This is a genomic window from Halomonas sp., assembly GCF_029263665.1.
Classification (GTDB): Bacteria; Pseudomonadota; Gammaproteobacteria; order Pseudomonadales; family Halomonadaceae; genus Halomonas.
This window is the reverse complement of sequence record NZ_JAJUFQ010000005.1, coordinates 233,953-255,039: the sequence shown is the minus strand read 5'-3', so window position 1 is coordinate 255,039 and position 21,087 is coordinate 233,953. Positions and strand designations below refer to the sequence as shown.

General features: G+C 59.2%; 16 protein-coding genes. 4 read left to right on the top strand and 12 right to left on the bottom strand.

Going from position 1 to position 21,087, the window contains the following annotated elements; all coding sequences use genetic code 11:
- Window positions 1-5: 5 nt before the first annotated feature.
- Window positions 6-3,707 (bottom strand): methionine synthase, encoded by a 3,702-nt coding sequence (gene metH, locus Q1K07_RS07485; protein ID WP_300309481.1) that lies wholly within the window; start codon window positions 3,705-3,707, stop codon window positions 6-8.
- A 508-nt stretch (window positions 3,708-4,215) separates the two neighbouring features.
- On the opposite strand from metH, the gene nfuA reads away from it, so the two are divergent.
- Entirely contained in the window at window positions 4,216-4,806 is a 591-nt protein-coding gene (nfuA, locus tag Q1K07_RS07480) for a Fe-S biogenesis protein NfuA (RefSeq protein ID WP_149284773.1), read from the top strand.
- Window positions 4,807-4,868: 62 nt separating this feature from the next.
- Here the strand turns inward: nfuA and Q1K07_RS07475 are convergent, their stop codons facing one another.
- Both Q1K07_RS07475 and corA read right to left on the bottom strand, forming a co-directional pair.
- Window positions 4,869-5,918, bottom strand: a complete 1,050-nt coding sequence (locus Q1K07_RS07475) for a DNA-binding protein (protein ID WP_300309480.1) — start codon at window positions 5,916-5,918, stop codon at window positions 4,869-4,871.
- 84 nt (window positions 5,919-6,002) lie between these two features.
- A complete protein-coding gene (corA, locus tag Q1K07_RS07470; RefSeq protein WP_300309479.1) occupies window positions 6,003-6,956 on the bottom strand; it encodes a magnesium/cobalt transporter CorA in 954 nt (317 codons plus the stop codon).
- 395 nt (window positions 6,957-7,351) lie between these two features.
- On the opposite strand from corA, the gene Q1K07_RS07465 reads away from it, so the two are divergent.
- Window positions 7,352-8,527, top strand: a complete 1,176-nt coding sequence (locus Q1K07_RS07465) for a tyrosine-type recombinase/integrase (protein WP_300309478.1) — start codon at window positions 7,352-7,354, stop codon at window positions 8,525-8,527.
- A gap of 110 nt (window positions 8,528-8,637) precedes the next feature.
- On the opposite strand, the gene Q1K07_RS07460 is transcribed toward Q1K07_RS07465, so the two are convergent.
- From Q1K07_RS07460 to Q1K07_RS07425, 8 genes are all read right to left on the bottom strand, one after another.
- Complete coding sequence (locus Q1K07_RS07460) at window positions 8,638-9,402, bottom strand: SDR family oxidoreductase (RefSeq protein ID WP_275898222.1); 765 nt, start codon at window positions 9,400-9,402, stop codon at window positions 8,638-8,640.
- Window positions 9,403-9,404: 2 nt separating this feature from the next.
- Complete coding sequence (locus Q1K07_RS07455) at window positions 9,405-10,436, bottom strand: alcohol dehydrogenase catalytic domain-containing protein (protein ID WP_300309477.1); 1,032 nt, start codon at window positions 10,434-10,436, stop codon at window positions 9,405-9,407.
- A 55-nt stretch (window positions 10,437-10,491) separates the two neighbouring features.
- Window positions 10,492-11,616, bottom strand: a complete 1,125-nt coding sequence (locus Q1K07_RS07450; protein WP_300309476.1) for a mandelate racemase/muconate lactonizing enzyme family protein — start codon at window positions 11,614-11,616, stop codon at window positions 10,492-10,494.
- Between the two features lie 5 nt (window positions 11,617-11,621).
- Window positions 11,622-12,599 (bottom strand): ABC transporter permease, encoded by a 978-nt coding sequence (locus Q1K07_RS07445; protein ID WP_300309475.1) that lies wholly within the window; start codon window positions 12,597-12,599, stop codon window positions 11,622-11,624.
- A gap of 1 nt (window position 12,600) precedes the next feature.
- Window positions 12,601-13,599 carry an ABC transporter permease gene (locus Q1K07_RS07440; RefSeq protein ID WP_300309474.1) on the bottom strand — a complete coding sequence of 333 codons (999 nt, stop codon included), beginning with the start codon at window positions 13,597-13,599 and terminating at the stop codon, window positions 12,601-12,603.
- Window positions 13,596-15,179, bottom strand: a complete 1,584-nt coding sequence (locus Q1K07_RS07435) for a sugar ABC transporter ATP-binding protein (protein WP_300309473.1) — start codon at window positions 15,177-15,179, stop codon at window positions 13,596-13,598. The genes Q1K07_RS07440 and Q1K07_RS07435 overlap by 4 nt, the downstream gene beginning before the upstream one ends.
- 69 nt (window positions 15,180-15,248) lie before the next feature.
- Entirely contained in the window at window positions 15,249-16,217 is a 969-nt protein-coding gene (locus tag Q1K07_RS07430) for an ABC transporter substrate-binding protein (protein ID WP_300309472.1), read from the bottom strand.
- 75 nt (window positions 16,218-16,292) lie between these two features.
- On the bottom strand, window positions 16,293-17,759 hold the full coding sequence (locus tag Q1K07_RS07425; RefSeq protein ID WP_300309471.1) for an aldehyde dehydrogenase family protein: 1,467 nt from the start codon (window positions 17,757-17,759) through the stop codon (window positions 16,293-16,295).
- 264 nt (window positions 17,760-18,023) lie between these two features.
- Here Q1K07_RS07425 and Q1K07_RS07420 point away from each other — a divergent pair, with 264 nt between their 5' ends.
- Complete coding sequence (locus Q1K07_RS07420; protein WP_300309470.1) at window positions 18,024-18,725, top strand: FCD domain-containing protein; 702 nt, start codon at window positions 18,024-18,026, stop codon at window positions 18,723-18,725.
- A gap of 16 nt (window positions 18,726-18,741) precedes the next feature.
- Complete coding sequence (locus Q1K07_RS07415) at window positions 18,742-20,439, top strand: GMC family oxidoreductase N-terminal domain-containing protein (protein ID WP_300309469.1); 1,698 nt, start codon at window positions 18,742-18,744, stop codon at window positions 20,437-20,439.
- A 5-nt stretch (window positions 20,440-20,444) separates the two neighbouring features.
- Here Q1K07_RS07415 and Q1K07_RS07410 read toward each other — a convergent pair whose 3' ends face one another.
- Window positions 20,445-21,074 (bottom strand): TetR/AcrR family transcriptional regulator, encoded by a 630-nt coding sequence (locus Q1K07_RS07410; RefSeq protein ID WP_300309468.1) that lies wholly within the window; start codon window positions 21,072-21,074, stop codon window positions 20,445-20,447.
- Window positions 21,075-21,087 lie beyond the last annotated feature (13 nt).

Here is a 21,087-nt window from a genome sequence, read left to right as displayed (position 1 = left end):
TTCGATCATGCCGGATCGTAGGAAAGTACTGGCGACAACCAGCGTTCCATATCTGCCAGCGAGTACCCTTTGCGTTGGGCCAGGACCTCGACTTGATCACGGGTGATCTTGCCGGTGGAAAAGTACTTCGACTGCGGATGCGAGAAGTACCAGCCGGACACTGCCGCCGCCGGCCACATGGCAAAGTGCTCGGTGAGATCGAGCCCTGTATGTCGGGTCGCATCGAGCATGCGGAACAGCGTCGCCTTTTCCGTATGGTCAGGGCAGGCCGGATACCCCGGTGCCGGACGAATGCCCTGGTACTTCTCGGCGATCAGGGCTTCATTGTCCAGTGCTTCATTGGGTACATAGGCCCAGAACTCGCGCCTGATGCGCTCGTGCATGTGCTCGGCAAAGGCTTCGGCCAGACGGTCAGCCAGGGCCTGGACCATGATAGCGCTGTAGTCATCGCCCTTGGCCTTGTATTCGTTGGCAAGCTCTTCGACACCATGTCCTGCCGTCACGGCAAAACCGCCGATCCAGTCAGGCTTGCCGCTGTCCTTGGGCGCAATGAAGTCCGCCAGGCTATAGCAAGCGCCATCACGGTTCTTGGTGGTCTGCTGGCGAATGTGATTCAGGCGTTCGATGACCGTTTCGCGGGATTCATCGGTATAGATCTCGAGGACATCGTTGTCCACGCAGTTGGCCGGCCACAGGCCAACGACACCACGAGCTTGAATGAGTTTCTCGTCAACCAGATGCTTGAGCATTTCCTGGGCATCGGCATAGAGATTGCGTGCTGCCTCGCCGACTACTTCATCATTGAGTATCTTTGGATACTTGCCGGCCAGCTCCCAACTCATGAAGAAGGGCGTCCAGTCGATGCGATCGATCAGTGCATTGAGATCGTAGTCATCGAACACCTTGAGTCCGGTGAAGGTGGGCTTGGGTGGTTCATAGCCCTGCCAGTCGAGCTGCAGCTTGCGCTCGCAGGCACTGGCATAGTCCAGGTCGGCAGCCTTGGGGCGGCGTTTGGCATTGCGCTCACGCACCTTGTCGTACTCTTCCCTGATTTCTGCTACGTAGCTTGGCTTGAGCTCTGGCGACAGGAGTCGACTGGCCACGCCTACGGCACGCGAGGCATCGGTGACATAGATGACCGGTTCCTGATACTGAGGTTCGATCTTTACCGCAGTATGCGCCTTGGAGGTCGTGGCGCCGCCGATCAGCAGCGGCAGGGAAAAGCCTTGGCGCTGCATTTCCTTGGCCACATGAACCATCTCGTCCAGCGAAGGGGTGATCAGGCCGGACAGGCCGATCAGGTCGGCGTTTTCTTCTCGAGCGGTCTGCAGGATCTTCTCTGCCGGGACCATGACGCCCAGATCGATCACTTCATAGTTGTTGCACTGAAGCACCACGCCAACGATGTTCTTGCCGATATCGTGCACATCCCCCTTGACCGTGGCCATGACGATCTTGCCCTTGGCCTGGGTGTCCTCGGTCTTTTCCGCTTCGATGAAGGGAATCAGATAGGCGACCGCCTGTTTCATGACGCGGGCGGATTTCACCACCTGGGGCAGGAACATCTTGCCGGCACCGAACAGGTCTCCGACCACGTTCATGCCATCCATCAGCGGCCCTTCGATCACCTCGATCGGGCGATTGGCCTTGAGGCGTGCCTCTTCCGTATCAGCTTCGATGAAGCTGGTGACACCCTTGACCAGCGCATGCTCGATTCGCTTGTTGACCTCCCAGCTACGCCACTCCAGATCCTCTTTCTTGTCAGCGCTGGTGCCATCACCCTTGTAACGGTCGGCAATCTCGAGCAGGCGTTCGGTGGCCTCGTCATTACGATTGAGCACCACGTCTTCCACTGCCTCGCGCAGCTCACTGGGCAGATCGTCATACACGGCCAATTGACCTGCGTTGACGATGCCCATGGTCAGGCCAGCACGAATGGCGTGGTACAGGAAAACCGAGTGAATGGCCTCGCGCACCGGGTTGTTGCCGCGGAACGAGAAAGACACATTGGACACGCCACCGGATACCATGGCATGAGGCAGGTGGGTAGTGATCCACTGCGTTGCCTCGATGAAGTCCACCGCGTAGTTGTTGTGCTCTTCGATCCCGGTCGCAATGGCAAAGATGTTCGGATCGAAGATGATGTCCTCGGGCGGAAAACCAATGTCATCGACGAGCAGGCGATAGGCGCGTTCGCAGATCTCGGTCTTGCGCTGGAAGGTGTCTGCCTGACCTTCTTCGTCAAAGGCCATCACCACCACGGCGGCACCATGACGACGGCATTCCGTGGCCTGCTGGCGGAAGGATTCTTCGCCTTCCTTGAGCGAGATGGAGTTGACGACGGCCTTGCCCTGAATGCACTTGAGCCCGGCTTCGATGATGTCCCACTTGGAGGAGTCCACCATGATCGGCACTTTGGCGATATCTGGCTCACCGGCGATCAGGTTAAGGAAACGCACCATGGCTTCCTTGGACTCCAGCATGCCCTCATCCATGTTGATGTCGATGATCTGTGCACCGTTCTCGACCTGATCCAGGGCCACTTCCAGGGCGGTGGTGAAATCTTCTTCGACGATCAGGCGTTTGAAGCGCGCAGAACCGGTGACATTGGTACGTTCACCGACATTGACGAACAGGGAATCCTGCTCGATGTTGAATGGCTCGAGGCCAGACAAGCGGCAGGCTTGGGGGCGTTCAGGGATAGCACGTGGCTTCAGGTCCTTGATGGCCTGATGAATGGCGGCAATGTGCTCCGGCGTTGAGCCACAGCAACCTCCAATGATGTTGACCAGGCCGCTGCGTGCAAATTCGGCCACGATGTCTGCCATTTCTTCAGGCGTTTGATCGTATTCGCCAAACTCGTTGGGCAGTCCGGCATTGGGGTGGGCGGATACGAATGTGTCTGCCTTGGTCGACAGTTCCTCGACATAAGGGCGCAGTTCTTCAGCGCCCAGGGCGCAGTTGAGGCCAACGCTCAAGGGCCTGGCATGACGCACTGAATTCCAGAAGGCTTCCGTGGTCTGGCCTGACAGGGTTCGCCCGGATGCGTCAGTGATCGTGCCTGAGATCATGACGGGAAGGCGGACCCCGGTTTCATCGAAGATCTGCTCCAGAGCGTAGATCGCCGCCTTGGCATTGAGCGTGTCAAAGATGGTTTCGATCATGATCAGATCGGCACCACCTTCGATCAGGGCCAGAGCGGCTTCGCGATAGTTGTCGCGTAGCGCGTCAAAGGTGACATTGCGTTTAGCCGGGTCGTTGACGTCCGGAGAGAGTGACGCGGTGCGGGAAGTCGGGCCCAGTACGCCCGCGACATAGCGCGGAATGCCGGTTTCCTGGCCGACGGCATCGCAGACTTCCCGCGCAAGACGCGCTGCCTCACGGTTGAGTTCAGCCACCAGGGCTTCCATTCCATAATCGGACTGGGACAACTGGGTGCTGTTGAAAGTATTGGTTTCGATGATATCCGCACCGGCTTCGAGATATTGCCGATGAATGCGTGACACGACTTCAGGGCAGGTCAGGACCAGCAGGTCGTTGTTGCCCTTGAGGTCGGTGGGCCAATCCTTGAAACGCTGTCCACGGAAGTCTTCTTCACTGAGAGAAGCATTCTGCAGCATGGTGCCCATGCCGCCGTCCAGCATCAGGATGCGTTGCGTGAGGCTTTCGGTCAGGCGGGTAACTTGGGCAGTAGGAACGGCAACCATTGCAGGGGAGTCTCCAGCTAGCACTTGTGGCGGTCAGCGTATGTCAGGCGCGTCTTGCGCTTAGGCATTTATCAGCGCGCATTTTTATGTCAGGAGCGCAATATGCATGAGCAAAATGTGGATCGACATGCGCGTCCCTTTGTTTTAACCATTGTTTTAGCAATCGAGTATTTTGACAATCGATTGTATCGGCGATCGAATGGCCCCATTTAATCGAGCCAGATGCGAAATTGCCTGGGGGCAGTAGCTTACCAAAAAAGCACGCTGTCAAAGTACAAAGTCATTCATGCTGTTCAGTGAAAGCATTCATGATGGCATGGTGGGGATGCTTGATGAGAATAATTCCGACTAAAACACTCGGGATTGTGTCTGATCATGGTGTCGCTTACCATGGCACTATCTGCTCCTGACCTGGCCAGGGAAGTTTGATCGATACCGGTCTGGCCAATGTTGCTTGCCATAGGAGCCGCGCGGTCCCTGCGCGCAGAGAATACTTAGTGAGAGATCCATGAGCGAAAACATCCAGATCACCGACAGTGCACAGGACTACCTCGCAGAACTGCTTGAAAAGCAGAATGTGGAAGGGATTGCCGTGCGTATCTTCATTACCCAGCCAGGTACCCCGTATGCCGAGACCTGTCTGGCCTACTGTCGTCCCGGGGAAGAGGAGCCCAGTGATCAACTCCTGGAGCTTGCCAAGATCAATGTCTACCTCGATGCCAACAGTGTACCGTTCCTTGAGGACGCCGTGGTCGACTTCAATGCCGACCGCATGGGCGGGCAACTGACTATCAAGGCGCCAAACGCCAAGATGCCCAAGGTCAATGCCGATAGCCCGCTGGAGGATCGCATCAACTATGTGCTCTACAGCGAGATCAATCCTGGTCTGGCAGCTCACGGTGGTGAAATCAAGCTGGTTCAGTTGACTGAGGACCAGGTAGCGGTGTTGGCATTTGGTGGTGGTTGCCAGGGTTGTGCTGCCGTCGATCTTACTCTGAAGGAAGGGGTGGAAAAGACGCTGATGGAGCGCATCCCTGAGCTGGCCGGTATTCGTGATGTGACCGACCATACCGACACCACCAATGCCTACTACCGCTAAGGCCTGCAGTTGATCGGTTCCGCGCCGCCCTTATGGGCGGCGTTCTTTTTGCGACTGCAGGATCAGTTGTCTGGCGTTGTGGATGTTGACGCTGCTGTTGTCGACGTTGCCGTGTCGCTTTCATTTTCGTTTCTGGCTGCTTCACGGCGCTGAGCGGCGAGGGACCAGATCTTTTCGTCGAGTTTCGCTTCCAGGGCATGGATACGCTCCGCTTGCGTGCCAAGCTGGCGTTTCTGCTCTTCGAGGCGTTCACTGAGCAACTCATTTTCATGCTGCCTGGCACGTGCATTGTCCTCGGCTCTGGAGCGCGCCAGAAGCGTTTCCTTATGGCGTTTTTCTTCTTCCAGCAGGTCTGCGCGGACACGCTGCAATTGCTGCTGTAGCGTTTCATAGCGCTGTTCAGCCTGTTGAAGCTTCTGGGCATGAGACTTTTCGGCTGCCTGCCGTTCCTGGCGTGCATCATCAAGCATGCCCATCAGGCGGGCTTCGGCTGTCTCGTGACGCTGTTCTTCCTGGCGCAGGCGCTCGGCATGCTCTGTCTGGAGTTCACCAAGGGCAACCTGATGTGCCTGGCCCAGGCGCTCGTTTTCCTGTTGCAGTCGTGCCAGTTGATCCTCCAGCTGTACAGAGCGCTGACGCTCTTTTTCCAGCTGCTGCTCCTGAGCCTGGACAGTGGACTCCATGCGGGCCGAATTGGCGATGCTTTCCTGCAGGCGCTTTTCGGTCGTGACCAGATGGGCCGAGAGGGCTGACTCGCGTTGCTCGGCATCTTCGGCCCGGCGGTCAGCGTCTGCCACCCGCTCCTGTGCCGCCGCTACCTGACGGTCGGACTCTTCCCTGTAATGAGAAAGGTTGTCGGTTGCTGCCGTCTGGGCCTGGTTCCAGAGCTCTTCCGCCAGTGCCTGCAGTTCGGCAGGCATGCCCTGGGGAGGAGGTACATCGGTGCGTTCCTCCCGGCGAGTACGCCATTCCCTCAGGTGTTCGCTGATCGTGGTGAAACTGCCGGTGCCAAGAATGTTGCGCACCTTCTGCACGCTGGGCGCTTCCTGGCGCTGGAGCAGCGTGTCGATGGCACGCTGTACGTCGTCGAAAGTAATCCCTGTTCGAGCCATGAGTCATTACCTTGGGGGTGTAACCTTGGAAGAGTGCTGTTCGTCGAGTATGTGCTATTCGGGCGCGCACTATTCGATCAAGTGCTACAACCAGCCTTTTCGCTTGAAATACCAGAAAGGTGCAATGCCGGATGCGACCATCAGGCCAAGCGCCCATGGGTATCCCAGCATCCACTTCAATTCGGGCATGACCTCGAAGTTCATGCCGTAGATGCTGGCCACCAGAGTGGGTGGCAGGAAGACAACAGCGGCAATGGAGAACATCTTGATGATCTGGTTTTGCTCGATATTGATGAACCCTTGGGTCGAGTCCATCAGGAAGTTGATCTTATCGAAGAGAAACGTGGTGTGTGACATCAGGGTTTCAATGTCGCGCATGATTTCGCGCAGCGTTTCCAGATGTTCCGGCTGAGTGCGCAGGTGGCGCAGCAGGAAGGAGATGTTGCGCTGAGTATCCATCAGACACAGGCGAATCTTCCCGTTGCTGTCTTCCAGGCGCGCCAGTCTGTCAATGGCGTCCTCAAGGCTGGCCTGTTCATCTTCCAGCACTAGATAACTGACTTCTTCAAGCTGCTGGTGCAGGTCTTCCAGCGTGTCAGCGTGATTTTCCACCTTCTGTTCGAACAGGGTGACCAATAGCTCCTCAGGAGACTGGGCCTCGACCTGGCCTCGTCGGGCGCGCATGCGTAGCAGACGAAAGTCCGCCAGCTCGCTTTCGCGAATGGTGATCAGTCGCTTGCTTTGCAGAATGCAGGCCACCGTTTCAGTGTGATGACGATTCTCGGACTGGGTGAGAAACAGCGAGTGGATGTGCACACCAGCCTGATCGACGAAGCAGCGAGCAGAGGCCTCGATCTCTTCAATGTCATCCGACTCGGGAAGGTCGGTATGCAGCAGGCCCTGAAACAGTGAGCGTTCCTCATCATCAGGGTCGCGTGCATCAATCCAGTCCGCCTCTGCTAGAGCGCGCTCCGTTTGATCATCCGGGAGGCGACGTTCCCGAATGGTTCCTTCCTGGATCTTGAATAGTCTCAGCATCGCGGTACCTCGATGTATAGGCGAATCCTGTGTCATCGCCGGGATGGCCTGCATTTGCGCTGCGATTGTAGAACAACGCCGTATTGGCGAATAGGCCACCAGGGCGGGGCTGCCTGTCACCCGTCGCGATAGCGCCATTTCTCAGTATTGTCTGGTGAGAGTTTGTCGTCACGGTTTGTCTTCAGGTGGACCTTCGTTGATCAGTCTAGCGTATTTTTAATGTAATTACATAATGGATAATAACGTAAATTTATTTATCAAATATGACATAAAATCAAGATTACCCGTATTATCTTGATTTTATGTTGCTACACTAAGCAAAATACGTCGCTGTGACGATGCGGCATGGATGAGACATGGATGAGAAAGGTTTGACAGATAAAGAGGGGGGCGGCATGACCCGTATGAACACGGTGTCCGCAGTGGGAGTGGCTGGAGAGAAGCCTGGAGAGGTGGAAGTGTTCAGCGAAGCCACCGGCAGCGTGCTGCCAGCGGCCGCCATTCCTGCGACCAGCGATGCCCAGGCCGTGAGCGCCTGGTTGAGGGAATATCGCGGCAGCCCCCAGACTTTGCGTACGTATCGTCGTGAAGCCGAAAGGCTGCTGTTGTGGTTGGCTGAGCAGGGCATTGACTTGAAATCCCTGCGCCGTCATCACCTCGATGATTTCGAAGCCTTCCTTTGTGATCCTCAGCCACGCGAGCGTTGGGTGGGGCCCGTCAAGTCCCGGCAGTCGCCGGATTGGAAGCCCTTTCGTGGCCCGTTGTCGGCATCCAGTCGACGACAGAGCCTGGTGATCCTGCAGGGCATGATGAGCTGGTTGATGGAAGCGGGGTGGATCGCTCATAACCCCTTTCGCCTGATGCGCGACAAGCGTCGCCGTCTGGACAACCAGACAGGGCGGGTCGAACGCTATCTGGAGCGACCGCTATGGGACTGGCTGTGGGCGTGGCTAAGTCGTCCGTTGCCTGATACGGCCAGCCTGCGTGAGCGCAAGCTGTGGGCTCGCCGACGCCTGGTGTTCGGGTTTGCCTACCTGATGGCGCCGCGCATCTCTGAAATGAGTCAGGCGCGTATGAGCGACCTGTTCGTACGTGAAGGGCGCTGGTGGTGGCGAGTCATCGGAAAGGGTGTCAAGACGGCGGAGATACCGGTGCCGGAAGACATGATGCTGCTGATTCGGCAAATTCGTGTGGGGTATGGATTACCGGAAAATCCGGGGCTGGATGATGGGCCTATTCTGCGCCGCCTGGATGGCAAGAGCCCGCTGGGTGAGAATCAGCTGTATCGCTTGATTCGTACAACCTTTAGCCAGGCTGCCGATGTGCTGGAGCAAGAAGGAGGGGATGCCCTGGCCATCATGCGGCTAAGGCAGGCAACCCCGCACTGGCTGCGACACACGGCCTTGACCCATCAGGCCCAGGCCGGTGTCGAGCTACGCTACCTGGCGGCCACCGCCCGCCATGCCCGGCTCGATACCACCTCTCGTTACCTGCATACCGAAGACGAAGAGTGGCACCGCCAGCAATCCTGGCATCGCTTGCCGGGCAGCAGCAAAAGCGAGGCGGAGTGAGTCCGTCTCACTCTGTTCCAGAATCACCATTGGCGTAGCGTTGCCATTGACCCAGAGTAGCAATGACAGGGTCTCGGACCAGAAAAGCGCTGAATGGTATTAGTGTTTCCCTAGCGGCCCATCCAGCCGCCGTCGACAGTCAGGATGCTGCCATGCATATAGTCGGAGGCCGAAGAGGCCAGGAAGACGGCTGGTCCGGCGAAGTCCTCGGGCTGCCCCCAGCGCCCAGCAGGGATGCGCTCGAGAATAGCGCGAGAACGGGTTTCGTCATGACGCAGCGCCTCGGTATTATCGGTGGCGATATAGCCCGGCGCGATGGCATTGACGTTGACGCCACGGCTGGCCCACTCATTGGCGAAGGCCTTGGTCAACTGGGCGATGCCTCCCTTGCTGGCGGCATAGCCGGGTACCGTGATTCCGCCCTGGAACGACAGCAGCGAAGCGGTGAACACGATCTTGCCATGACCACGCTGGCACATTGCGCCACCGATCGCGCGGGTCAGCACGAACTGGGCTGAAAGGTTGATCTCGATGACCCGATCCCAGAGCTCATCGGAATGCTCGGCAGCCGGGGCACGTTCAATGGTACCGGCATTGTTGAACAGGATATCAATGGGCTGTTGCGCCAGCCGGTCGGCCAGTCCCTGCACGGCATCACGATCTGAGAAGTCACAACGAATCGCGGTGAAGGTGCGTCCTGCTGCGCGTACGGCGGCACCGATATCAGCGCCATCCTCGGGCATGGCAGCGCTGACACCGATCACATCGGCACCGGCTTCGGCCAGCGCCACGGCAATGGCGCCCCCGATACCTCGCCTTGCGCCAGTCACCACGGCTGTACGTCCCGCCAGATTGAAGTTGTCCAGAATCGACATGCTTACTCTCCCTGAGTGATGGTGATCAACGTCTTGAGCGCTTCAGCGTTGCCGGTCAGGCTGGCAAAGGCATCTCCGATGCGCTCCAACGGCTGCTTGTCGGTAATGATGGCGTCGACATCGATGGCGCCGGACCCCAGCAGTTCCAAGGCACGATCGAAATCCTCCGGCTCATAGACCCGTGCACCGATCAGCTCCAGTTCGCGCCAGAAGAAACGGAACATGTCCACCAGAGGGCGGTTGGCATGAATCGCCACCATGACGATGCGTCCGCGTGTGGCCGCCACTTCGGTCATGAGATCGACACCCGGCTGGCTGCCGGATACCTCGAACACCACATCGGCGCCCTTGTTGCCGGTGCGCTCATTGATCAGTGCCACCACGTCGGTTTCCAGCGGGTTGACGGCCTCCAGGCCCATGGCATTGGCCATGCGAATGCGTGTGGAGTTGATCTCGCTGAGGATGACGTCAGCGCCCTCGGCCTTGGCGGTCAAGGCAATCAGGGTGCCGATGGGGCCGCCGCCGATGACCAGAGCACATTCACCGGCTTTCAGGCGTGCGCGGCGGACATCGTGTACGGCCACGGCAGTGGGCTCGACCAGCGCCGCGGCTGCCAGTGACAGATTATCCGGCAGGGCGTGCAGGAGCTTCGCCGGGACCGTCCAGAAGCGCTTGAAGGCGCCATCCGTATCGATGCCCATGAACTTGAGGTGGTGACAGATATGGGCGTGGCCATTGTTGCAGGCGGGACAGTCGCCACAGTTGTCGAGTGGGCGAACCACGACACGATCGCCACAGCGATGGCCATCGACGCCTTCACCGACCTCGACGACGGTACCTGCCATCTCGTGGCCGAGCACGCGCTGGTCGCCGATTCGGGCATCCATATGGCCGAGATAGGCATGCAGGTCGGTGCCACAGATGCCACAGAAAGCAATCTCCAGGCGCACCTCGCCGGGCCCTGGCGCAGCAACGGGTTGGTCAACGATCTCGAAGTGGCCATCGCCACGATAGACAGCAGCAGGGTTATTCATAAGGGTTCCTTGTCCTTGTGTCTCACGGGTGTTGAGGGAGCAGTAGATAGCGATGTCATGCGGCATTTCTATTGCCGGCAATCTGGTGCTGCATGACGCGATGAGGGGTCAGTCGTTCCCAATCGAAGCTCACACCGATGCCAGGCTCTTCGGGAGCAATGGCTCGGGCATCACGGATCACCAGTGGCCGCTGGGTGTAACGGTCGATGGGGAAGGAGTGGATCTCCAGCCATCCAGCATTGGGCTGAGCGGATACCAGGCTGACATGAAGCTCCTGCATGCCATGACTGCAGACGGGAATACCAGCCTGTCGACAGCGCTGTGCCGCTGCAAGCCAGCCGGAGATGCCGCCGCAGTTGGAGGCATCCGGCTGTAGCCAGGAGAGTGAAGCGTCCCGCAGCGCGTGCTCGAACTCCTCGATGATGTGAAGGTTTTCCCCCATGGCCAGGGGCATCCCGGTCTCTCTCGCGATACGCGCATAGCCGAGGTAATCATCGGGAATGATCGGCTCCTCGAACCACAGTAGGTCAAGAGGCATGAAGGCGTGAGCCGCCTCGATGGCCTGGTCGACACTGAGGCCATAATTGGCATCGACCATGAAGGTGATGTCTTTGCCGATCAGGTCACGCACCGCACTGGCCCGTTCGAGGTCCTCGTTCAGGTCCGGCTTGCCGACCTTGATCTTTACCGCTTCGACGCCGCTGGCGAGGTAGCCCTCGACATTGCTCAACAGGCGAGGCAGGGAGAAGTTGAGGTCAACACCGCCACAATAGGCCCGGCAGCGGCTATCGTGACCACCGGCCATCTGCACCAGCGGCTGGCCGAGACGTTTGCCTCGCAGGTCCCACAGTGCAATGTCCAGCGCGGAAATCGCGAAGGAGGCGATGCCGCCGCGGCCGACATAGTGCACATGCCACAGCATCTCGTCATAACGTGCAGCGATGTCCTCGGCATCACGTTCGATGAGCAGTGGCGCCAGATCCTGCTCGAGCAGAGCGAGAATGGCCTTGCCGCCACGTCCGCCGGTATAGGTATAGCCTGTTCCCTCGAGGCCGTCCGAGGTACGGATGGTGGCGGTGATCAACTCGAAATGAGTGTGCAGTCCATGCTTTGCATCACCCAGGGGCTCATCGAGCGGTACCCGGTACAACTGCAGGTCGATGTGTGAAATCCGTGTCATGAGTCTCAGTCTCCGGCAAGGGGGCGGGTGATCTTCACTTGAAGGAGGATCACGATGAACAGGAAGGCACCACGGATCACCATCTGCCAATAGGCGCTCAGGTTGAAGGTGCCGAGGCCGTTTTCGAAGTTGAGCAGGTTGAAGATCAGTCCCAGCATCAATGCACCCGCTACGCTGGCGGGAATCGAGCCGCGCCCACCGGTGAGCAGCGTTCCACCGACGACGACGGAAGCGATGGCTGTCAGTTCCCAGCCGAGACCTTCGAGAGGCTGGCCGGCACCGAATCCGGAAGCGAGAAAGACGCCAGCCAGACCCGCGCAGCCGCCGCAGATCACGTAAGCCCAGGTGCGGGCCCATCCCGAGGAAAGGCCCATCAGGTTGGCGGTATCCTCGTTGTCTCCAGCGGCCAGCATGACGCGCCCCAGTGGCCGGTGTTCCACCAGTAGCCACAGGGCAATGCCGACTACCACCGTCAACAGCATGCTCCAGGGTAGCCACCCCGCCACGTTGTTCATGCCCAATTGGGTGAAATTGCTGGCCCAGTCCACCGGCACGGTCCTGGCGTCGCTGATCACCAGTGCGGTGCCCTTGGCTGCCAGTAGTGTCGCCAGAGTGGCAATGAAGGGGGGAATACGCATGATCACGATCATAAAGGCGTTGAGTGCTCCCGCGGCCAATCCGGTGAGCACACCAACCGGTAGCGCGACCTCCAGGCCATGGGCGCTGAAGCCGGCGGCAGTGACCGAGGACAGTGCCGCCACTGTGCCGACCGAGAGGTCGATGCCCCCGGTCATGATCACCAGACACATGCCCATGGTGATCAGCACGAACATGGCGTTGTAGTTGAGAAAGGAGCTCAGGTTGTAGAGGCTGGCGAAATTGTCATAGCGCAGCGTGCCCAGCAGGATAAGCAGCAGCACGCCGATCATCACGCCGGTGCTCTGTCCATGGTCGGCGATATGTCGGCGAACGAGAGTCGTCATCTCAATGCCCTCCGCGCAGGGATTGAAGGTAGACCGCAGCGACGATGATCGCGGCCTTGACGATCAGGGCGACTTCATCGGGTACGCCATTGGCGAGCAAGGTGTAGCGAACCAGTTGGATGATCGCAGCACCGATGATCACGCCGATGAAGGGGGCTCGTCCGCCCTGCAGCAAAGCGCCACCGACCACTGCCGCCGCAATGGCATCGAGTTCCATCAGTTGGCCGTTGCGCGCGGCATCGGAGGCAGAATTGATGGCCACGCTGATCATGCCGGCCAGCCCGGCGAGCAGGGCGCAAAGGGTATAGGCGATCATGCGCACCCGGGCCACGGGGACCCCGGCCAGTTCCGCGGCGCGTGGGTTACCACCGCTGGCAAGCAGGTAGCGACCGAAACGGGTGCGCGACACCACGAATACCGCAATGGCGGCAATGAGCATCACCAGCCAGCCCTGGATGGGGGCGCCCAGCAGTCGCCCGGCCCCCAGGTACTCGAACATCGGGTTGTCGAAGGTTTGCAGGTTGCCGTTGGTCAGCACCTGAGCGAGACCGCGACCCGAGATGAACAGAATCAGGGTGGCGACAATCGGCTGGACGCCGAAGCGGCTGACCAGCATGCCATTGAACAGCCCGCACAGCGTGGCGACCCCGAGGGCCGCGATGATCGCAATCAGTGTCATTATCAGCGGAAAATCCTGACCCGCGGAGGACAGGAAAATCAGTGGTACGATCGCGCCTGCCAGTGCCATGACTGCGCCCACCGACAGGTCTATGCCGCCAGTGGCGATGACCAGTGTCATGCCCATGGCAACAATGGCGATGGTCGCCACCTGGGTGATGTTCACCGAGAGCGTCTGCATGGACAGGAAGTTGGGGGTGATCAGGGCGTTGAAGCCGATCAGCAGCAGCAGGGCGAGCAGTGGCCCACTGTGCCGCAGCCTCACCCGCAGCCTCGGAGCCGGCGTGGCTGCGGGTGAGGCTGTGGAGGACGTGATCTTCATGCCTGTGTCTCCCTGGAAGTACTGGGCCGGACGGATGCCTTCTGCATTCCGCGGCCATCATCGGATGTCGGGGGCTGGCCACCCGACAGGGCGGCGACAAGGGTCGACTCGGTCAGGCCCGGGTTGTTCAAGGTGTCGATGGAGCGGCCTTCATGCATCACCACCACGCGATGCGCGCCCTCGATGAGCTCGTCGAATTCGGAGCTGATCAACAGCACTGCACCGCCCTGAGCTCGGTAGTCCTGGATGATGCGCTGGATTTCCTGGCGGGCGCCGATGTCCACGCCCCGGGTCGGTTCGTCGAGAATCAACAACTGGGGTTCGGTAGCCAGCCAGCGCGCCAGCAGGACCTTCTGCTGGTTGCCGCCGGACAGCTCGCGAATGGGCTGGTCCATATCCGAGACCTTGATCTGCAGGGCCTCGATGTAGTGCTCGACCAGTTTGCGCTCGGCCTCGTGGTCGATCTGCACACCTTTGCAGAGTGATGGCAGGATGGACAGGGTCAGGTTTTCCCGCACGCTCAGGTCGGCAACGATACCTTCGCGTTTGCGATCTTCGGCCAGCAGGGCGATGCCCTGATGAATGGCTGCGCTGGCATTGACCGGGCGGTAGCTGCCACCTTCGAGGCTCATCTGTCCATCACTCAGGGCGTCCATGCCGAACACGGCCCGAGCTACCTCGGTGCGACCGGAACCGAGCAGTCCGGCCAGGCCAACGATCTCGCCGCGATGCACCTGCAGGCTGGCGCAACGCAGGTGTCGGCGAGTCGCAATATCCCTTGCCTCGAAGAGCAATTCGCCTACTGGTTCGAGTGCTCCCCCGAAGTCGGTAGCACCATGGGTTTCGATGTCGTTGACATCTTTGCCCAGCATGTCGGCGACGAGTACCGCCTTGCGGGTATCACTGATGGCATGGTCCGCCACCCAGGCACCGTTGCGCATGATGGTGACGTGATCGCAGATCTCGAATAGCTCGTCGAGGAAGTGTGAAACATAGAGCACCGCCGTGCCGCGCTGCTGGAGCCGTCGGATGGCCTCGAACAGTTGCAGCACTTCGGACTCATCCAGTGAGCTGGTCGGCTCGTCCATGATCACCAGCATGGCGTCACGCGAGACGGCACGGGCAATGGCGACCAGTTGCTGAATGGCGGTGGAGTATTCCTCCAGCGGACGGCGCACATCGATATCGACGCCAAGTCCGGCCAGAATATCGCTGGCCTGCTGGTGGGCACGTTTCCAGTCGATGAAGCCGCCAAGGCGCCGGGGTTCGCGACCCATGACGATGTTTTCGGTCACGCTGCGCAGGCCGACAAGATTCAGTTCCTGATAGATGGTCGCGATGCCCGCTTCCTGCGCCTGAGCGGGGCGTGAGAACAGGCAGGGCTGATCATTGAAGGTAATGTCACCGCCATCGCGTTGGTGAACGCCGGTCAGCACCTTGATCAACGTCGACTTGCCGGCGCCGTTCTGGCCAATCAGGGCATGTACCTCACCGCGCTGGATGGTCAGTCGTGCATCTTCGAGGGCGAGCGTCTTGCCGAACTGCTTACGCACGCCCTGAATATCGAGCAGTGGTTGCATCTATTGCTCCCTAGTCGCATGGCGCGGTCGTGACACCGCTCCATGCCATCTGGTCTCAGTAGGCTTCTTTCAGTAGGCTTCGTCGATATGATCGGCGGCATTGTCGGCGGTGAAGATACGATCCTCCACACGCACCCAGGGCTCGACGGGCTCTCCGGCGGCATAGCGCTTGAGCACATCGCAGGCGACCGGGCCGAAGAAGGGCGAGGATTCGACGGACACCTCCATCTTGCCGTTGATGATGGCTCTCATGGCATCACGGGTGCCGTCGATGGATACCACCAGTACGTCTTTACCAGGCGTGCGCCCGGAGACTTCCAGCGCCTGGATGGCACCGATGGCCATCTCGTCGTTATGTGCGTACACCACATTGACGTTGGGGTGGGCCTGAAGCAGTGTCTCCATTACCTGGCGCCCGGTATCCCGCGAGAAGTCGCCGGACTGGGAGGCGATGATGGTCATGTTGTCCTGTTCGGCAATGAGGTCATCAAAACCCTTCTTGCGGTCGTTGGCCGGGGAAGATCCGGTGGTGCCCTCCAGTTCGATGATTCTGGCTTCGTCGCCTTCGAAGTTGTCCACCAGCCACTGCGCCGCCGTCTGCCCCTGCTCCACGAAGTCAGAGCCGAGGAAGGCCACATAGTGTTCTCCGGCTCTGGCCACGGCAGGATCGACCTGACGGTCAACGAGAAATACGGGAATGCCAGCGGCTCGTGCCTTCATCACGGCAGGAATCAGAGCGCGTTCTTCCCGAGGGGGCAGGAAGATGGCATCCATGCCTTGGGCGATCATGCTGTCGACATCGGCAACCTGCTTGGCTGCGGACCCCGCGGCGTCGGTCACGGTCAATTTCCAGTTGCACTGCTTGGCGGTATCACGGAAAGACTGAGTTTCAGCAATGCGCCAGGGGTTGTTGCTTTCCATCTGGGCAAAGCCCACACGGTAGCTATCCTTCTGCTCCAATGGCGGCAGTTGCTGGGAAGCCGCCAGACCACTGGTACATATCAGTACGGCGCCCATCATGAGTCTGAAGGTTTTCATATCGATACCTCTTGTCTTGTCGTTCTTGTCTTGTCGCTATCGAGAGTGGCTATTTGCAGGGGGGCCGATGTGGTATCAGTCTCCCCAGTTCAGGTAGCTGGTCTGCTTCTTGAGATAGGCAGAGAAGCCGTGCTTGCCGTCCTCGCCACCAATGCCGGAGTGTCGCCAGCCCGAGTGATAGCCCTGAACCTGCTCGCCATTGCTGCGATTGATATAGAGTTCGGCGAACTTCAGCTCCTGGGGCAGGCGCATCAGACGCTGCATGTCGCGGGTAAAGACGTAGGCCGACAGGCCATAGCTGGAATCATTGGCAAAGGTCAGTGCTTGCTCGAAATCAGTGACCCGCTGGATCACGGCTACCGGGCCGAACACCTCCTGACTGATCAGCGGTGAAGTGTTCTGCCGAGTCTCGATGACGGTGGGGGCGTACCAGTAGCCTCTGACATAGTCGCCCTCGTTGAGCGGGCCTCCCTGGAGCAACACCTGCGCACCAGCCTCGACACTGCCGCCGACCAGTTGATCGATCTTGTCGACCTCGACGCGGCTGACTTTGGGACCGAGATCGGGGTTGGACAAAGGATCGCCGATGGTCAGGCGCTGCGAGGCGGCAACGAACTTCTCGCTGAACTCGTCGGCGATGCTTTCATGCAGGTACATGCGTTCGTTGCAGGTACAGATCTGCCCACAATTGGTGTATCGGGCGGTGACTGCCGCTGCTACCGCCTTGTCGATATCGGCATCTTCCATGACGATGAACGGTGCCTTGCCGCCCAGCTCCAGGCGCAGGATCTTCAGCTCATCGGCGGCGGAGCGGAATATCTCGCGGCCGGCTCGAGTGCTGCCTGTCATGCTGATCAGGTCCGAACGCGGATCCTCGACCAAGGCACGACCAAGCTGTGCGCCGCGCCCGGTGACCACATTGATGACGCCAGGTGGAAACCCGACACGTTCCGCCAGGGCAGCGATGAACAACCCTGAGTAGGGAGTGATTTCATGGGAAAGCAGCACCACGGTATTGCCGGCCACCAGCGCAGGCCCTAGCTTGCGGGCGGCAAGCGCTGCAGGATAATTCCAGGCGGTGAGCGCAACGACGACGCCCACCGGGAGTGAGCGAATCTGGATCTCTTCGTGGGGATTGTCCGAGGCGACGATCTCACCTTCAATGCGCCGCGCCCACTGGGAGGCGTAGTCGAGAAAATTGCGGGTGGCCTCGACTTCTCCTTGTGCCTGGGCCAACGGCTTGCCTTGCTCGAGGCAGATGATGTGGGCGAGCTGCTCACTGTGATCGGCGACTTCGGCGGCAAGGCGTGCCACCAGTCTGCCGCGCTCGATGGCCGGGCGGCGTCCCCAGTCATGCTGGGCCCGGGCGGCAGCGGCCAGTGCAGCGTCGGCCACGGCTTCATCGCCTTCGGCAATAGTGCCGAGCAGAGACTCATTGGCCGGGTTATCGACTTCAATTCGCGGATGAATGCCGGAATGCCAGCGTCCATCGATGAACATGTCGGCATTCAGTGCATTCTTACCGAGCTGCGAGAAATCCATGCGGGGGACCCTATGCGAAGTTTGGTATGACCATAATTGTTAGGAAGAGTGGCAGGGGTCAGTCAACAGTTATTAGAGTGATATGAGCTATTTGGCTAAAAAACCCATAAAAAACAAAATATAACGTGATATATACTTTTGTTTAAGATCGTATTTATTGATATTTTTGTACGACCAAACTAGATTCGACATCATCAAGAAGGGCATCAGGGGTCATGACCGAGGCCGCTGGGGAAGACCCGTCTCTTCCGGGGAGTGAGGGGCATGGATACAAGAACCGCTGAACATATCTGTGACGATATCGAGATTCGCATCGTCAATGGAGATCTGGTCGAAGGTAAACCGCTGCCGGCCGAGCGCAGCCTGATGGAGGCATACGGAGCAAGCCGCACGGTCATTCGTGAGGTGATCACGGCGCTGACCGCAAAGGGCTTTCTGCGTAGCCGCCCCCGTTTCCGTCCGATCGTCTGCCGCCCCGACGCCAGTACCGCCATGCATGCAGCCGGGGGAGTCATCAAACACCTGCTGGCCAGTTCACAGAACGTCCATGACCTCTATCAGGTACGTGTGCTGTGTGAACGCATGCTGGTACGGGATGCCGCAGTGGGCGCCCAACGTGAGGATATCCAGCGTCTGCGTCAGGCTCTGGATGACAATGAACAGGCCATCGACGATTCGGCTCGGTTCTATGCCACCGATGTCGCCTTTCACCGCCAGCTGTACGTGATTTCCGGCAATTCAGCATTCCCGGCGATTCATCAAGCCTTTGTCGAATGGCTGGCGCCTCAATGGTCACAGATGCCACGCAGCCCGGAACGCAACCGCACCAACTTTCTTGCCCACCAGGCGATCTTCGAGGCGATTCTCAGCCGTGACCCGGATCTGGCCGAGAAGGCGCTTATCTCGCACCTGGACAGTTCCTGGCAATTCGTCAGTTCAACGTTCTTTGCCGAGGAAACACCATGAGCCCGAGGAAATCTTCATGAAGGAGTTCGATCACATCGTTGTCGGCGGCGGTGCTGCCGGTTGTGTGGCAGCGGCCCGCCTTGTCTCCGAGCAGGGCGCTCGGGTATTGCTGCTCGAGGCCGGACATTCCCACCGTCATCCGTTGCTGGATATGCCTCCGGGCATCTTCAAGATGATCAACGGCTCGAAGTTCATGCGCTATCACCAGACCCTGCCACAGCCACATCTCGATGGCCGTGTGCAGGATATTCCCCAGGGCAATGTGCTTGGCGGTGGCTCATCGGTCAACGCTCAGGTGTACATGCGCGGCAGGCCAGATGACTATGATGACTGGGAGCGTGAACTGAGCGGCAATGACGATCATGTCGGCTGGGGCTGGGGAGACGTACTACCGCACTTCCGGGGCATGGAAGACAACAACCGATTGTCCAATACATATCATGGGCAGGGCGGGCCGCTGCTGGTATCGGACCCTGGCCACATCGATCCGGTATCGCGTTGGTTCGTGCAAGCTGTGCAGCAGTTGGGTGAGCCCTATAACCACGATTTCAATGGCGATTCCCAGCGCGGTGTCGGATTCTATCAATTCATGAATCGTGCCGGCCGCCGCAGCTCCTCGGCATACGCTTTCATCAGCCCGCTGATGCATGATCCTCGCCTTGAGGTACAACTGCATTGTGAAGTCCAGCGGGTAGTGATCGAAAATGGCTGTGCCGTGGGGGTGATCTACCGCGACAAGGCGGGCAAGGAACAGATGGCTCGAGCGCGAGGAGAGGTCATTCTGGCTGCAGGTGCGCTGGTAACGCCCAAGCTGCTGATGCTGTCGGGTATCGGCCCGGCGGATCATCTGCAGGAACATGGTATCGAGGTGCAGGTGGATTTGCCGGGAGTCGGGCAGAACCTGATCGACCATCCTGAGGTGCCGATTACTGCTTATGCCAAACAGCCCTGTGGCTATTATCGCCAGGGCGATGGCTGGCGCATGCTGCGTAATGGCCTGCAGTTCAAGTTGTTCGGCAGCGGGCCGGTAACCTCAGCAGGGGTAGAAGCGGGAGCTTTCGTCAATCCGCTTGACCCGGAGGCGCCACCCAGCATACAGGCCTTCTGCGTGCCTATTGTATACCTGGATCGCGATGCTCGAGATTCGTTAGCGGATGGCCATGGCATGACGATTACCACGGTGGTGGTCAAGCCTCGCTCACGTGGCTGTGTGCGGTTACGCTCAAGTGATCCAGCCGATATGCCGCTGGTGTCCCCGAACCTGTTGCAGGACCAGGCGGATATGGACGATATGGTCGCCGGACAGCGCTTCTTCCTCGAGGCCTTCCAACAGGGACCATTGAAGGAGCGCATACGAGAAGTGGTTCTGCCCCGATCCGCCATCAACCCAACGGACGAGGAGCTGCGCGCTCATTGCCGACGTCACGTCAAGACCAATTATCATCCTGCTTCCACGGCGCGAATGGGGGCAGATGATGATCCCATGGCCGTGCTCGACAGTCATATGAGAGTGCGCGGCATCAAGGGGCTGAGAGTCTGCGACATGTCCGCAGTACCCAATATCAACGCTGGGAATACCGCTGCACCAGCGATGATGTTAGGTAGTCGGTGCGCCGAGTTGATCAGCCTGCCCAGTAGCGCTGCCAGGCCTGGTGTCGCGGCGGAAGATCGCCAGCAGCCTGTGCCTCAGGAAATGGGATCGCCCTCTGTGTAGGTACCTTATTCCGTGTCGTGGGAGGCTCCAGGCCCGCCAATCAATGGCTCCCATGCCGCCATGGCGCAGTTCGCGACATCCAGCAATTCCTGTCGTGTTGCGCCATCGCGGGCCAGGATCGACATGCCGTGCTGTACGGTGGCGTAGTAATTGGCAACAGCTCGGCAATCAGTGGATGCTGGCAGCTCGCCTTCCTTGATGGCACGCTGCAGGCGCTGCTCGATGGCACAGCGATTATGATTGCGATGTTGCTCCAGCTCCTCTCCGATCTCCGGGGTTCCCCCCTGTGACTGCGGGCTGGCCAGGACAATCAGGCAGCCCCTGGAAGGGGAGTGCTGACTGAAGGTAAGTGCCGTGGCGTGAAGTACGTGGCCGACGGCATCGCGTGCGCAGTCAATGCTGTCCAGTGGTCCCCAGATACCGCCACCTCCTTCGCTCATGTACAGCTGTACCGCTTCGCGAAACAAGGCTTCCTTGCTGCCGAAAGCGGCATAGAGGCTTGGTGAGTTGATGGCCATGGCTCGGGTCAGCTCGCTCATCGAGGCATTGTCGAACCCCCTTTCCCAGAAGACTTCCATCGCCTGTTGCAGGGCCTTTTGTCGATCAAAAGTACGTGGTCGTCCACGTGACGCCATGGCTCACCTCATT